Source organism: Streptomyces sp. CNB091 (assembly GCF_000377965.1).
Window position 1 is genome coordinate 298,932 of record NZ_KB898994.1, and the last position, 15,020, is coordinate 313,951.

The 15,020-nt window shown below is 69.8% G+C and carries 11 protein-coding genes; 1 reads left to right on the forward strand and 10 read right to left on the reverse strand.

What is annotated here, in order from left to right; genetic code table 11:
• Window positions 1-83: 83 nt before the first annotated feature.
• From trxA to D581_RS0111285, 7 genes are all read right to left on the reverse strand, one after another.
• Window positions 84-416 (reverse strand): thioredoxin, encoded by a 333-nt coding sequence (gene trxA / locus D581_RS0111255; RefSeq protein ID WP_018957328.1) that lies wholly within the window; start codon window positions 414-416, stop codon window positions 84-86.
• A 45-nt stretch (window positions 417-461) separates the two neighbouring features.
• The gene (trxB, locus tag D581_RS0111260) at window positions 462-1,433 is read right to left on the reverse strand and encodes a thioredoxin-disulfide reductase (RefSeq protein WP_026290413.1); all 972 of its coding nucleotides are present in this window, start codon (window positions 1,431-1,433) and stop codon (window positions 462-464) included.
• Window positions 1,434-1,559: 126 nt separating this feature from the next.
• A complete protein-coding gene (locus D581_RS0111265; RefSeq protein ID WP_018957330.1) occupies window positions 1,560-2,528 on the reverse strand; it encodes a hypothetical protein in 969 nt (322 codons plus the stop codon).
• A complete protein-coding gene (gene sigM / locus D581_RS0111270; RefSeq protein WP_018957331.1) occupies window positions 2,525-3,241 on the reverse strand; it encodes an RNA polymerase sigma factor SigM in 717 nt (238 codons plus the stop codon). The genes D581_RS0111265 and sigM overlap by 4 nt, the downstream gene beginning before the upstream one ends.
• 208 nt (window positions 3,242-3,449) lie before the next feature.
• On the reverse strand, window positions 3,450-5,180 hold the full coding sequence (locus D581_RS0111275) for a serine/threonine protein kinase (RefSeq protein ID WP_018957332.1): 1,731 nt from the start codon (window positions 5,178-5,180) through the stop codon (window positions 3,450-3,452).
• 129 nt (window positions 5,181-5,309) lie between these two features.
• Window positions 5,310-7,469, reverse strand: a complete 2,160-nt coding sequence (gene murJ, locus D581_RS0111280; protein ID WP_018957333.1) for a murein biosynthesis integral membrane protein MurJ — start codon at window positions 7,467-7,469, stop codon at window positions 5,310-5,312.
• Between the two features lie 50 nt (window positions 7,470-7,519).
• Window positions 7,520-9,814 (reverse strand): DUF6049 family protein, encoded by a 2,295-nt coding sequence (locus D581_RS0111285; protein WP_026290414.1) that lies wholly within the window; start codon window positions 9,812-9,814, stop codon window positions 7,520-7,522.
• Window positions 9,815-9,994: 180 nt separating this feature from the next.
• On the opposite strand from D581_RS0111285, the gene D581_RS0111290 reads away from it, so the two are divergent.
• Window positions 9,995-11,437: a CCA tRNA nucleotidyltransferase gene (locus tag D581_RS0111290; protein ID WP_018957335.1), complete on the forward strand. Its 1,443-nt coding sequence runs from the start codon at window positions 9,995-9,997 to the stop codon at window positions 11,435-11,437.
• Window positions 11,438-11,535: 98 nt separating this feature from the next.
• On the opposite strand, the gene D581_RS0111295 is transcribed toward D581_RS0111290, so the two are convergent.
• The 3 genes from D581_RS0111295 to D581_RS0111305 form a co-directional block, all read right to left on the reverse strand.
• The gene (locus D581_RS0111295) at window positions 11,536-12,804 is read right to left on the reverse strand and encodes an MFS transporter (protein ID WP_018957336.1); all 1,269 of its coding nucleotides are present in this window, start codon (window positions 12,802-12,804) and stop codon (window positions 11,536-11,538) included.
• A gap of 126 nt (window positions 12,805-12,930) precedes the next feature.
• Window positions 12,931-14,013 carry an inositol-3-phosphate synthase gene (locus D581_RS0111300; protein WP_026290415.1) on the reverse strand — a complete coding sequence of 361 codons (1,083 nt, stop codon included), beginning with the start codon at window positions 14,011-14,013 and terminating at the stop codon, window positions 12,931-12,933.
• Window positions 14,014-14,072: 59 nt separating this feature from the next.
• The gene (locus D581_RS0111305; protein WP_018957338.1) at window positions 14,073-14,780 is read right to left on the reverse strand and encodes a PadR family transcriptional regulator; all 708 of its coding nucleotides are present in this window, start codon (window positions 14,778-14,780) and stop codon (window positions 14,073-14,075) included.
• Between the last annotated feature and the right edge of the window lie 240 nt (window positions 14,781-15,020).

A 15,020-nucleotide genomic window follows, 5' to 3' on the forward strand; every position in this document is an offset into this window, starting at 1 on the left:
CCTGCCGCCATGCGAAACGGGCCCACCCCCTGAGGGGCAGGCCCGTTTCACGTGAAACATGGCGACGGCGTGCCGCTGCGCGACTACGCGCTGATGAAGCCTTCGAGGTCGCGGAGGATCGCGGCCTTCGGCTTGGCGCCGACGATGGTCTTGGCGACCTCGCCGCCCTGGTACACGTTCAGGGTCGGGATGGACATCACGCCGTACTTGGCGGCGGTGGCCGGGTTCTCGTCGATGTTGAGCTTGACGATCTCGATCTGGTCGCCGTGCTCCGCTGCGATCGCCTCCAGCGAGGGGGCGATCTGGCGGCACGGGCCGCACCAGGCGGCCCAGAAGTCGACCAGAACAGGCTTGTCGCTCTTGAGGACGACCTCGTCGAAGGTGTCATCCGTAACGTGCTTCAGGTCGCCGGCCACGGCGGCCTCCTTAGTCTCTCGGGGGGTGGGATGCGGTGCGGACGTTCAGACGGCCGGGGTCTTCTCCGGCTCCGCGGGCTCCGCGTCGGCCAGGGCCGCGAGGAAGCGCTCGGCGTCCAGGGCGGCGGAGCAGCCGGTGCCCGCTGCCGTGATGGCCTGACGGTAGGTGTGGTCGACCACGTCTCCGGCGCCGAAGACGCCGGTGAGGTTGGTGCGGGTGGAGGGCGCCTCGACCTTCAGGTAACCCTCGTCGTCGAGCTCCAGCTGGCCCTTGAAGAGCTCGGTGCGCGGGTCGTGGCCGACGGCGATGAACAGTCCGGTCACAGGGAGCTCAGACGTCTCGCCGGTCTTGGTGTTGCGCAGGGTCAGACCGGAGAGCTTCTGGTCGCCCTTGACCTCGGCGACCTCGCTGTCCCAGGCGAACTTGATCTTCGGGTCGGCGAAGGCCCGGTCCTGCATGGCCTTGGAGGCGCGCAGGGTGTCACGGCGGTGGACGATCGTGACGGACTTGGCGAAGCGGGAGAGGAAGGTCGCCTCCTCCATCGCGGTGTCGCCGCCGCCGATCACGGCGATGTCGTGGTCCTTGAAGAAGAAGCCGTCGCAGGTGGCGCACCAGGAGACGCCGCGTCCGGAGAGGGCGTCCTCGTTGGGCAGTCCGAGCTTGCGGTGCTGGGAGCCGGTCGTGACGATGACGGTCTTGGCGCGGTGGACGGTGCCCGCGGTGTCGGTGACCGTCTTGACGTCACCGGTGAGGTCGACCGCGACCACGTCGTCGGGGATCAGCTCGGCGCCGAAGCGCTCGGCCTGGGCGCGCATGTTGTCCATGAGCTCGGGGCCCATGATGCCGTCCTGGAAGCCGGGGAAGTTCTCCACGTCGGTGGTGTTCATCAGCGCACCGCCGGCCGTGACGGCGCCCTCGAAGACCAACGGGTTCAGCGAGGCGCGGGCGGTGTACAGCGCGGCGGTGTACCCGGCCGGTCCGGAGCCGATGATGATCACATTACGGACGTCGCTCACGGGTTTCTTCCTCGTTTCTGCAGACTGCCTAACTGCCTACGGGGTCGGTTCAACGACTCACACCCCACCCAACGGATCCTACGGCTGATGCATTCCCGAACGTGCCGCGGCGGTCGCGGACGGCTTTCAGGGGCGGTCGTAGGCGCGGGTGAGCAGCAGCTGCCCCGTGGACTGCGGGGCGGCGTCCACGCAGGAGGAGGCCACGAGATAGGCCTGCACGCGTGAGGAGTCGCTCGCGTGCGGAAGGACGACGAGATAGGCGCCTGTTCCCTGGTACGTCCCCTTGTCCAGGGCGAGGGCCGGCGTGGTGCGGCCGGTGGCCTGCTGGACGCAGGGGGGAACATCGACGGCAGGCGCCTTCAAGGGGCTCCTGGGCGTCTCGGCGTCGGGGGTGAGGGCCTCACTCGTCGACTTGGTGTCCGCGCCCGGCGGCACCTTCTTTGCGCCGGGGCTCTCCTGGGCGGCACCACTGCCGACGAGGTCCTGCACCTGGGATTCCAGCGTGCCGTCGGCGTAGGCGTGCGCGCGGCTCTCCCCGGCGCTGACTCCGCTGTCGGCCGCGGTCTTGGATGAGTCGCCGGACGGAGCGATGGACTGGAGGAAGAAGACGCTCATCCCGATGACCGCCGCGCCGAACGCGGTGCCGAGGACCACAGCGCGCCGCCGCCGACGGGAGGGACGACGGCCCGGTCCGGTGGCGGCGGAGGACCGGCCCGCAGGACGATCCTGCACGGAGGCGCCGACGCTCCTGGGAACGGGCTCGCGCGTCGCACGGGCGGTCGTCGTGTCTTCGGCGGTCGTTGTTTCACGTGAAACAACGACCGGCTCGTCCACGGCGGGAGCGGTGGGGCGGACCTCCGCCGCGAGAGCCGCGTCGATACGCGCGGCGATGTCCTCGGGCATCGGTTCCGGGGCGGGCATCGTCCCGAGGAGCCCACGGATCTCGTCCAGGGAGCCCTGTACCTCCGAGCAGAGGTCGCAACCCGCGACGTGCTGCTGGACTTCCGTCGCCCGGGAAGGCGAGAGCAGCCCCTCGGTGAGATCGGAGATCTCGGAGACCTCCGGGTGCTGAGCCGTGTCGGCCGTGGATGTCACGGGCGCCCACCTCCTCCCTTCGTAGCGGCAGGATCGCCTGCTCCTGCGTCTCTGGGACCTGACGCAGATGGGACGGATGCTCCGGGGGTCCGGTTCCTTCCGGCCGCGCCGATCTCGCCGTCGGGTGCCTGCCCCCCGGTTCCCGCGCGCAGATGCCGGACCAGGGGGGCCAGTCTCGCCCGGCCCCGGGCGCATCGGCTTTTCACGGTGCCGGACGGCACATCGAGGATGCCGGCCGCCTCCGCGACGGAGTAGCCCTGCATGTCGACGAGGACGAGGGCCGCCCGCTGCTCGGCGGGCAGTGTGCCCAGGGCCTCCTGGAGCTGGCGATGGAGGTCCTGCCGGACCGCGGGGGCCTCGGCCGATTCATGGGGTTCCAGGAGCTGATCGAGCCGTTCGGCGTCGTCCACCGGGGACGTCTTGCGGGAGGCGGCCTTGCGGACCCGGTCGAGGCAGGCGTTGACGGTGATCCGGTGCAGCCAGGTGGTGACCGCGGACTGGCCGCGGAAGGTGTGGGCGGCGCGGAAGGCGTTGACGAGGGCGTCCTGGACGGCGTCGGCCGCCTCCTCCCTGTCCCCCAGGGTGCGCAGCGCCACGGCCCAGAGCCGGTCGCGGTGGCGGCGTACGAGCTCACCGAAGGCGTCGGGGTCGCCCGCCACATGCTGGGCGAGCAGGTCCGAGTCGCTCGGTGCCTCGGGTGGAACGGAATCCACCGTGCTCCCCCTCCGAACCGGATCCGATGTCACATGCGGGCCGCACCCGGTGAAGCGGTGCGACGGGGAGAAGCCTGCCGTCACGGGTGTGACGGACGCAACCCTGGTCACCGCAGGCGCTCGGTGGTGCGGGCGGTCGCCCCACAGTAGCGGGCGAGTGGCGCCGGTGATCACGGGCCGGCACGGGTGGCCCGGACCGGCCCGCGCGTCAGCCGAGGACGGAGATGTCGGTGATGCCGCCGCGGTAGCCGCCGGTGCCGTCCGAGGGGAGCTCCGTGACGTGGATCAGGACGTAGCGGGTGCGGACGGGCTTGTCCAGCTTCTCCTCAAGCGCCTTTCCCGCGACCGTCCGCTTGACGATCTGCTGGTCGAAGTCGGCCGTCGTGGACGGGTACGAAGCGTCAGGGGAGGCGGCGAGCACAGTCGTAGTCTGCCCCTTCCGGTACATGGACACGTCGACGCCGGAGACGTCCCGCACCTTGCCGAGGTCGACGATGATTCCGCTGCCCTGCTTGCGCTGGGGGAGGTTCCCGAAGTTGGCGAACCCCTGGTACCGAGGGGTGACCCAGTGGGTCCCGGAATCGCCGTCGATGGTGTTCTGCACCTCCCGCTCCTTGATGCCGGAGCCGTCGGGCATGAACTCGGTGGCCCCCGCGATGTCCAGCGGTTCGGCGGACGGCGCGGGCTGGTCGTCCTTGTTCTTGTCGTCCTCGTTCGGTTCGGTGACGCCGGTGTCGTCGGAGCCTTTGGTGCGGTCGAGCAGCGCTTCCGCGAGCTGCCAGCTGCCGAGGCCCAGCGCGGCGATGAGGAGCGCCGAGACGGTCCACTTGAGCGCGCGGCCGGCGCGGCTCTGCAGGGGGGCGGGAGGGGCGGGCATCACGGGCTGGGCGACGGCGGACGGGTGGGAGGACGGCCGTCCGTACGTCCCCTGCTGATAGGTCGTCCGCTGGTAGGCGGGCGGCGCGGTGAACGTGGGTTCCGGAGGAAGGATGCGCGGCATGGCCGCGACGGCCTTGGCCAGCTCGTCCGGGGTGGTGCAGGGCGGTTCCTGCCGGGAGGCGGTGGCCCCGTCGTTGGCGAGTGCCCGCATGGCGAGTTCCGAGAGACCACGGTGGACGCCGGCGCGGACCTGGTCCGGGGCGATGAGCCCCATGCCCTTGGGCAGCCCGGCGAGGCCGTGGGCGTCGTCCCCGTACGGCCAGCGGTGGGTCAGTGCGGCGTACAGCAGGGCGCCGATGGCCTCGGTGTCCGTCCGGAGGGGGCGTTCCGCGGTGATGCCGCGCAGGGCGGCGTTCACGGCGAGGCCTCGGATGCGGTACTGCCCGGTGGAGCTGCGCAGGACCGCCCCGGGGGTGAGGCGCAGATGGGACAGGCCCTCGCGGTGGGCGGCGGCCATCGCCTGGGAGAGCTGGCTGACGAGCTGGTAGGCGTCGTGGGCCTCCATCGGCCCGGTGGCCAGCAGAGCGGTGAGCTCGGTGGCGTCCGGCAGCCATTCGTGGACCACGTAGACGAGGTCGTTCTCCTCGACGGCATCCAGGACCTGGACGAAGCGGGGGTCGCCGAGCAGCGCTGAGGAGCGGGCGGCCGCCAGCACCGAGCGGGCTCGCGGGTGGTCCGCGGGCAGCAGGTGTACGCCCACCGCGCGGCGGAGCTTCTCGTCGACAGCACGCCAGCTGCTGAAGCCGTCCAGACGGGTGACGCACTCCTCCAGGCGGTAGCGCCCGGCGAGTTTGTGACCGCTGTGCAGATCGGGTGAGGCCGGAACGGCCTCGGAACGCTCCCGCCCACCGTCCGTCTTCTCGGTGTCCTTGGGGCTCGCGCCCTCGGTTTCCTCGGCTTGCGCCGTCCCGTCGGTCGTGGCCTCGTCCGCCTTGGCGGTCAGCGGCTCGTCGCCGCTGTTGTCAGCCACGTCGACGGCAGCCGTGCTACGTTCCGCCACCGTCGTTCCTGCCTCCCCATCCGTTGCGCGATGCCAGCCAGCTCTGCACAGTCACGCCAATTGTGCCCACACTCCGGCGCTATGCACGACAAGCGGAGTGCGGCGATGGTTGTGCGGGCTAGCGCTCATTCAGCGTCCGAGCCGTCCACGGACCATGCCGACCAGGCCGTTGACCTCTTCGATGCGCATCTTCTTCGCCGCGACGAAGAAGATGCCCAGGAGGATGACGCCGCCGCAGATCAGCGCGGCCAGCGAGCCGAGTGCGCCGGTGCCGACGAGTTCCAGGATCCCGAATCCGACGGCGCCGCCGACCAGGGCGGCGGGCACCGCGGCCATGCAGAGGCGCGCGTAGGTCCGCACGATGTGCGCGCCGTCCAGGTCGCCGCCCAGCCGGTTGCGCAGCCGTCGCCAGGCGACACCGACGCCGACCGCGTAGGCCAGACCGTAGGAGAAGGCCATGCCGACGACGGCCCAGCGGGCGGGCAGGACGACGTAACAGAGTGCGGAGGCGGCGGCGTTGACGGCGGCCACGATGACCGTGTTGTAGAAGGGGGTGCGGGTGTCCTCGTAGGCGTAGAACCCTCGGAGGACGACGTACTGCACGGAGTACGGGATCAGGCCGAGCGCGAAGGCCATGAGGATGAAGCCCATGGAGCGGGCGGCCTCGATGCCGCTGGAGGCGTACAGCAGGGTGGCCATCGGCAGGCCGAGCGCGAGGAAGGCGAAGGCCACCGGCACGATGGCGACGGCCGAGTTGCGCAGTCCCTGCGAGATGTCGTCGCGGACCGCACCCGGGTCGTTGTCGTGGGCGGCCCGGGAGATGCGGGGCAGCAGTGCGGCCATGACCGAGACGGTGATGATGGCCTGCGGCATGCCCCAGATCAGCTGGGCGTTGGAGTAGGCCAGGAACCCGGTGCCGTCGTGGCCCGAGGCCGCGCCGGCCGCCGTGGACAGCTGGGTGACGACCAGCACACCGGCCTGGTTGGCGAGCACGAAGAGCACGGTCCACTTGGCCAGCTTGATGGTCTTGCCCAGCCCGTGGCCCTTCCAGTCGAACCGGGGGCGGAAGCGGAAACCCGTCTCGCGCAGGTAGGGGATCATCGCCAGGGACTGGACGACGAGGCCGAGCAGGGTGCCGACTCCCAGCAGCCGGACGCCCTCCGGCGGGATGGTGTCCACACCCATCTGCGACTCACCGGATGTGCCGTAGACCCAGATGAACAGCCCGAAGGTGATGATCATGACGATGTTGTTGAGGACCGGGGTCCACATCATCGCGCCGAACTTGCCGCGGGCGTTGAGGATCTGGCCCATCACCACGTGCACGCCCATGAAGAAGATGGTCGGCAGGCAGTAGCGGGCGAAGGTGACGGCGACGCTGTTGGCGGCGACGTCGTTCGCGATCGTGGGGGACAGCATGTGGATCAGCGTCGGCGCGGCGAACACCGCGACGGCGACGATCGCACCGAGCGTGACCATAACCAGAGTCAGCAGTCGGTTCGCGAAGGCTTCGCCGCCGTCCTCGTCGTTCTTCATCGCGCGGACGAGCTGGGGGACGAAGACGGAGTTGAGGCCGCCGCCGACGGTGAGGATGTAGATCATCGTCGGCAGGGTGTAGGCGATGGTGAAGCTGTCGCCGAGCAGTACGGCTCCGAGTGCGGCGGTGATCACCAGGGACCGCACGAAGCCGGTGAGCCGGGAGACGAGCGTGCCGGCGGCCATGACCGCGCTGGACTTGAGGAGTCCGGAGACCTTGCCGCCGCCCTTGGCGGGTGCGGGTGCGGGAGCCGGTTCGGGCTGGGGCGGTACCGGGGGCTTCCCCGATCCCTCCTGGTCCCGGAAGAGGTGGGCGAAGGCGTCCGGCTCCTGTCGGTCGTCCGACGCCTGGGTGACGAGCGCGTCGACGCCGACGAACTGCGTGGTCGCCGGGCGGTCCCCGTACGGCAGGTGCCGGGAGGGCCCCGCCGGCTCGGGGGGCGGGGTCTGGGCCCAGATGCGCGGGTCGGGGGCGTAGGGGGCGGCGGGCGGCTGCTGGTAGAGCGGCCCCGGCTCCTGGTACGTGCCGGGAGGCGGCGGCGGGTGCGCGGCGCGGTCGTAGAGCGCCTCGCCCACCGGGTCCTGGGCGGCCAGGTCCTGCGCCCGGTAGGGGTCGTCCTCGTAGGCGTGCTGGAGGTACGGGTCCGGCGGCACGAAGCCGTCCTGGCCCGCGCCCGGGGGAACCGGAGGCCCGCCCGGAGACGCTCCTCCGCCCGCGCCCTGCCCGCGGTCTCCGTCGTACGGCGCGTTCATCGAAACCCCTACCTCATCGTCCCCGGCCGGCCGGCCACGACAGACATCGCTCAACGGTCCACTTTCTCACCCGTTCCCGACGGGGCCCCGCTTTCCGGACCGGTGTCCGGAGTCGGGTCACTCGGCTGCCCGGGTCCGTCGCCGTTGCCGTCCGCCGTGTCGCTTGCCACGGCACGCTTGCGGTGGCTGTACATCCTGATACCCGCCAGCACCAGGAGCAGCAGGCCGCCGGCGATGACGAGCAGCACGGTGGGCGTCACCTCGGAGACCTTCACGGTGAAGGTCATCTCCTCGCCGTACTGGGTGCCGTCCTCCGTGTACAGCCGGGCGGTCACCTGGGCGCGGCCGTTGGCGCTGGTCGCCGTGTCGAACTTCACCGACTGGCTGTGGCCGCCCGCGATGCTGACCGGCAGCTCGGCCATGCTCCCGTCGTCGTTGAACTTGAGCCGGATGTTGTCCGACGTCAGCTGGAGAACCAGCCGGTCCACGCCCTGCACCAGTTTGTTCTGCACGGTGACCGGGATCGTTGCGCTGCGCCCGGAGAGGGTGACGTCGGACTTCTCGATGAGCTGCACCTCGGAGGTGAGGCTCTCCAGGTAGTCGCGGACCGCGTCCCGGTACTGCTGCGCCTCCAGCGACCGGCCGCGCCAGGCCGTCGACATCGCGCGGTTGACGGCGTTGCCGAAGGGCGTCACCACGCGCTCGGGCTGCGTCAGGATCGTCTCGAAGCTGTCGAGCGAGCCCTGGGTGGTGCGGATGTCCTGGAACGCCTGCGTGGGCAGTTCCTGGGCCCGGAGCTTCTTGGGGTACGCCGAGGCCCGGGGGACCTTGGTGGTGGCCCTCGGGTCGGGCTTCGCCTCGGCGGCGGCGACGAGGTCCAGGGGCTGCGTCCAGCGGTTGTCCGCCAGGCCCTCCAGTGCGCGGGCCATCGTCTGGGCCTGTGCGACGGTGGGCATCCGCGGGGGGGCCACGACGATGCTGCGCTCGTTGTCCGGTGTCTGCTCGGTCAGTGCGAGGGTGTGGGCGAGGAACTTCTGGACCGCGCGGGTGGAGGAGCCGGCCCTCGACATGTCGCCGTCGAACAAGGTCGACAGCCGGGCGTCCGCGACGACTGCTGTGGTGCCTCCGCCGATCGGCCGCGCCGCGGTCGGTGTGTAGGGCAGTTTCGTGGTCTCCCGGAAGCTGTCGCTGCGGGCGATCACGTTGTGGGCCCCCGCCGAGGTCGCCACATCGACGATGGACGAGTCCACGGCGCCGTTCACGGGCCAGGCGAAGTCGGTGGACGGCTTCACGTGGAGGATGGTCTCCACGGTGGTCGCGGCCACGGCGGAGGCGTTCTGCAGATGGCTGAGCGTTCCGGAGACGTTCTTGCCGCGGTGCGCGATCGAGGCCAGATCGGGGTCGGCGAAGGGCAGCGCGATCACCTTGCCGTCCTCGACCACCTTCTCCAGCGCGCTGAGCCACTGCTTGGCGACGGCCTGGTTCTTGCCCGGGACGGTCGTGTCACCCGACTCGACCTCGTACTTCCCGGCCATCGCCGCGACGCTCGCCAGGAGGTCAGGGTCGACGACCCAGGTCACGGGGAGCCGGCTGCCCAGGGACACCAGCTGCTCCAGCCGGCCACCGGGCGCCAGCTCCTCGGCCAGGTCGTCGTCGGTGAACACGGGGGTCTGCTGTTCGTCCGAGCGGGTCTCCGCCGTGACATGGGGGGACGCGATCAGTGGCCAGAGGAAGGTGAGCTTCGTCCTGCTGTCGCTCGCCTCGGGCTGCCAGGGCAGGAACGAGCGCTCGATGCCCAGCACCTGCTCGTAGGGGGTGGTCGTCGTACGGCCGGAGACCGAGACGCCGAGCCGGTAGACGCCCGGGTCGTCCAGGCCGAGTTTGTCGACGGGCACGGTGAGCGTGAAGTCCTGGCTGATCCCCTTGGCGAGCTTGGGGAACTTCACCGTGTACTTGTCCCCGACGGTGGCCGGGTCGACGCCGGGGACGTACGAGGAGCGCTTCGCGGCGTCGTCGACCTCTCCGCGGCCGGAGAGCCGGGGGCCGACCCGCAGATCGACCTCGGCGCTGCTGATCGTCTCCTTGCCTTTGTTGGTGAGCGTTCCGGAGACGGTCAGAGTGTCGTCCTCCGTCGGAACGCTCGGGGAGAGCGTGTTCAGGGACACATCGACCGTACGGGAGCCGGTGGGGGCCTTGGCGGGCTCGGCGGCCGGGGCGGCACCGGCCGCGGGAACGGCCAGGAGGCCGGCCAGCAGCGGTGCTCCGAGCACCGCCGAGGCCGTGCGCCGGAGCCACCGGCGGGCAGGAGAGGGACGAGTCCCCTGGAAGTCTGCCGCCTCGGCCACGCGCCTACCCGTCCCTCGTCGTCATCAGATGCTGTCGATCGTTCGGTCCTGCGTCCCCGCATGGTAACGAGGTGCGGCGGGCCGAAGTGCTGGGGTCCATCGCACATGATCGCGGGCATCCCGCAGGGCCCCCGTAAACGATGACGCCGCGGCCGGTCCGTGCACGTACCCTTTTCTGTTGTGCCGAACGCCAACGAAGAGAACGCCAGTGCACTGAGCCAGGTGCAGCACCGCGCGGTGAGTGAGCTGCTGCGGGTGTCCCCGGTCGCCGACGACCTCGCCCGCCGATTCCAGGAGGCCGGATTCGGCCTCGCGCTGGTCGGCGGCTCGGTCCGCGACGCCCTGCTGGGCAGGCTCGGGAACGACTTGGACTTCACCACCGATGCCCGCCCCGAGGACGTGCTCAAGATCGTCCGCCCCTGGGCCGACTCGGTGTGGGAGGTCGGGATCGCCTTCGGCACCGTCGGTTCCCAGAAGGACGGCTATCAGATCGAGGTCACGACCTACCGGTCCGAGGCCTACGACCGGACCTCGCGCAAGCCGGAGGTCTCCTACGGCGACTCCATCGAGGACGACCTCGTGCGCCGTGACTTCACGGTCAACGCGATGGCCGTGGCTCTGCCGCAGAAGGAGTTCGTCGATCCGTACGGAGGTCTGAAGGACCTCGCCGAGCGGGTACTGCGCACCCCGGGAACACCCGAGGCATCCTTCTCCGACGACCCGCTGCGCATGCTCCGCGCCGCCCGCTTCGCCGCGCAGCTCGACTTCGAGGTCGCACCCGACGTCGTGACCGCCATGACGGAGATGGCCGCGCGCATCGGCATCGTCTCCGCCGAGCGGGTCCGCGACGAACTCAACAAGCTGCTGCTCTCCCAGCACCCGCGCAAGGGCCTGGGGCTCCTGGTCGACACAGGACTGGCCGAGCAGGTGCTGCCCGAGCTTCCCGCGCTGCGTCTGGAGAGTGACGAGCATCACCGCCACAAGGACGTCTACGAGCACTCGCTGACCGTCCTGGAGCAGGCCATCGACCTGGAGGAGGGCGGGCCCGACCTCGTGCTGCGGCTGGCCGCGCTGCTCCATGACATCGGCAAGCCCAGGACCCGCCGCTTCGAGAAGGACGGCCGGGTCTCCTTCCATCACCACGAGGTGGTGGGCGCGAAGATGACGAAGAAGCGCATGACCGAGCTCAAGTACTCCAACGAGCTGGTCAAGGACGTGTCGAAACTGGTGGAGCTGCACCTGCGCTTCCACGGGTACGGGGACGGCGAATGGACCGACTCCGCGGTGCGCCGGTATGTGCGTGACGCGGGGCCGCTGCTCGAACGCCTCCACAAGCTGACCCGATCGGACTGCACGACCCGGAACAAGCGCAAGGCGAACGCGCTCTCCCGCACCTATGACGGGCTGGAGGAGCGCATTGCCCAGCTGCAGGAGCAGGAGGAGCTCGATTCGATCCGCCCTGATCTGGACGGCAACGAGATCATGCGGATCCTCGACGTCGGCCCCGGTCCGGTGATCGGCAAGGCATACGGTTTCCTGCTGGAGCTGCGCCTGGAGCACGGGCCCATGGAGCGGGACGCCGCTGTGGCCGCGCTCAAGGAGTGGTGGGCGCGGCAGAACTGAGCCCGGTGGCTGATGTTTCACGTGAAACATCAGCCACCGGATGTGGCGAGGGGCGTTGTTTCACGTGAAACAACGCCCCTCGCCACATCCATGACCGGCTACCGGTAGCCGGTCAGCTGCCGTCGGCGGAGCATCGTCAACGCGACCACCGCGTACAGCACCGACACGACCACCACGACGGGGACCGATCTGCCGTCCGGCGGGAGCATGAGAGCCGCCACCCCCGCGGCGCTCACGAACGCGACGTTGAAGAGCACGTCGTAGAGCGAGAAGACCCGGCCGCGGAAGGAGTCGTCGACCGAGGTCTGCACCACCGTGTCGGTCGCGATCTTCGACCCCTGGGTGACGACGCCGAGCACGAACGCGGCGATCAGCATCGGGAGAAGGGCGAAGGAGAGGCCCAGGGCGGGTACCAGGATCGCCGCCGCACCGGCGCAGCCCACGATCCACCCGTACCGGCCGAGCCGGCCCACCGCCCAGGGGGTGAGGACGGCGGCGACGAAGAATCCCGCACCGGAGACCCCGACCGCCAGGCCGAGCAGGGCCAGACCGTCGGACTCGGTGTCCGACCAGGCATAGCGGCACAGCATGAGCACCGTCACGGTGAGGGCGCCGTAACAGAAGCGGATCACGGTCATCGCGGCCAGCGCCCCGGCCGCGTGTCTCCGCTGCGTCAGATGGTGCAGCCCGGCGACGAGCCCGCGCGCGGTGACGGCCAGAGCGGCCCGCAGTCGCAGGGGGCTCCCGTCGGTATCCGGTCCCAGCAGGGCGCGGGGCAGGCTCAGGGACGCCAGCGCGGAGAGCAGGTAGAGCATCGCCCCCAACAGCACGACCGCCGCGTCGGACTCGTCGGCCACCAGCCGTACGACGAAAGCGAGACCGCCTCCCGCGGTGGCCGCCAGAGTGCCGGCGGTGGGAGACAGGGAGTTGGCGACGACGAGGCGATCGGTGTCGACCACCCGGGGCAGGGCGGCGGAGAGGCCGGCCAGCACGAAACGGTTGACGGCGGTGACGCAGAGGGCCGAGGCGTAGAAGAGCCAGTCGGGCACCGAGGCGAGAATCAGCAGGGCCGTGGAGCAGGCCAGAGCGGCCCGCAGGAGGTTCCCGTAGAGGAAGACCTGGCGTCGGGGCCAGCGGTCCAGCAGGACCCCCGCGAAGGGGCCGATCAGGGAGTACGGCAGGAGGAGCACGGCCATCGCGGAAGCGATGGCGGCGGCCGACGCCTGCTTCTCGGGGGAGAAGACGACGTACGCGGCGAGGGCGACCTGGTAGACGCCGTCGGCGGACTGGGACAGCAGCCGCACGGTGAGCAGGCGGCGAAAGTTCCGCAGCCGCAGCAGGGTGCGCAGATCACGCGCGACAGACATGGGAGCAAGCGTCACACACGTCGGGGGTCCGCGGGCGGATTGCCCGGGGACCCCCGACGTGCGGCAGGAAGAGGTGAGCGTCTCCGCTCAGCGCTCCGGTGAGGCTTCTCGGCCGAGAGGGCCGGTTCAGCTCTCCGTGTCGCCGTTGATGAACCGCTCGACGTTCTCGCGCGCCTCGTCGTCGAAGTACTGCACGGGCGGGCTCTTCATGAAGTAGCTCGATGCCGAGAGGATCGGGCCACCGATGCCGCGGTCCTTGGCGATCTTCGCCGCACGGACGGCGTCGATGATGACACCGGCCGAGTTCGGGGAGTCCCACACCTCGAGCTTGTACTCCAGGTTCAGCGGAACGTCGCCGAACGCGCGGCCCTCAAGGCGCACGTACGCCCACTTGCGGTCGTCCAGCCAGGCCACGTAGTCCGAGGGGCCGATGTGGACGTTGTCCGCACCGAGCTCGCGGTCACGGATCTGCGAGGTGACGGCCTGCGTCTTGGAGATCTTCTTGGACTCCAGGCGCTCACGCTCGAGCATGTTCTTGAAGTCCATGTTGCCGCCGACGTTCAGCTGCATCGTGCGGTCCAGGATGACGCCCCGGTCCTCGAAGAGCTTCGCCATCACGCGGTGCGTGATGGTGGCGCCCACCTGGGACTTGATGTCGTCGCCGACGATCGGGACACCGGCCTCGGTGAACTTGTCCGCCCACTCCTTGGTGCCGGCGATGAACACCGGGAGCGCGTTGACGAACGCGACCTTGGCGTCGATGGCGCACTGCGCGTAGAACTTCGCAGCGACCTCGGAACCGACGGGCAGGTAGCAGACGAGAACGTCGACCTGCTTGTCCTTGAGGACCTGGACGACGTCGACCGGGGCGTCCGCGGACTCCTCGATCGTCTCGCGGTAGTACTTGCCCAGGCCGTCGTGGGTGTGGCCGCGCTGGACGGTCACGCCCGTGTTCGGCACGTCCGCGATCTTGATGGTGTTGTTCTCGCTGGCGCCGATGGCGTCCGCGAGGTCGAGGCCGACCTTCTTCGCGTCGACGTCGAAGGCGGCGACGAACTCGACGTCACTGACGTGGTACTCGCCGAACTGGACGTGCATCAGACCGGGCACCTTGCCGGCCGGATCGGCGTCCTTGTAGTACTCGACGCCCTGCACCAGCGAGGCGGCGCAGTTGCCCACGCCTACGATGGCTACGCGAACCGAACCCATTCCGGTTGCTCCCTGTGTAATCGGTGTTTCCGATGAAGTCGCCGCGGAGTGCGATGACTTCACTTGGCGGTGTCGTCGGACGGATCCGGCCGGGTGGTGTCCCGGTGCCGGGGCAGGCCGCCCGTCTCTCCAGGTGTGTCCTGCTGAGCAGAGCCCTCGGGCGAGGATCGTCGCTGATCCCGTCCCGACCGCTCGCTCTCGATGAGCTCGTTCAGCCAGCGCACTTCGCGCTCCACGGACTCCATGCCGTGTCGCTGCAGCTCAAGTGTGTAGTCGTCGAGTCGTTCACGGGTGCGGGCGAGAGAGGCGCGCATCTTCTCCAGGCGCTCCTCCAGCCGGCTGCGCCGGCCTTCGAGCACCCGCATCCGCACCTCGCGCTCGGTCTGCCCGAAGAAGGCGAAGCGCGCTGCGAAGTGCTCGTCCTCCCAGGCGTCCGGACCGGTGTGCGACAGCAGCTCCTCGAAGTGCTCCTTACCTTCTGCCGTCAGCCGGTAGACGATCTTCGCCCGGCGTCCCGTCAGTGAGGAGGACGCGGCGGTCGGGCGTCCGGTGACCGGCGCGGTGTCCGCCGGATCACCGGCGGGCTCCTCGATCAACCAGCCGCTGGCTACCAGCGTCTTGAGGCAGGGATAGAGGGTTCCGTAGCTGAACGCACGGAAGATCCCCAGCGAGGTGTTGAGGCGTTTGCGCAGCTCATAGCCGTGCATCGGCGATTCGCGGAGCAGGCCGAGGACAGCGAACTCGAGGATGCCGGAGCGTCTGCTCACCGGTGCCTCCTCCTTCTCCCGCTGCTTCCGTCGGCACGGACCACCGGAACCACCGGCGTACTTATGCCGCGCTGATGTATCGACTCGATACATCAGCACGATAGATCGCTCCGACCTGTTCGACAAGGGTGGCCTTCGTGAACGGCGTCACATCAGCAATTCCCAGGGTTCGACTTGCGTTGTTTGGGGTGAAGTTCGGCCCTAGGCGGGTTTTGACCGTGCGTAGTCTGTGCGGCATGC

Coding starts and splice junctions, on each gene's coding strand:
- murJ (WP_018957333.1), bottom strand. CDS start 7,469: ATGAACGCGCCGTACGACGGAGACCGCGGGCAGGGCGCGGGCGGAGGA.
- D581_RS0111295 (WP_018957336.1), bottom strand. CDS start 12,804: ATGTCTGTCGCGCGTGATCTGCGCACCCTGCTGCGGCTGCGGAACTTT.
- D581_RS0111300 (WP_026290415.1), bottom strand. CDS start 14,013: ATGGGTTCGGTTCGCGTAGCCATCGTAGGCGTGGGCAACTGCGCCGCC.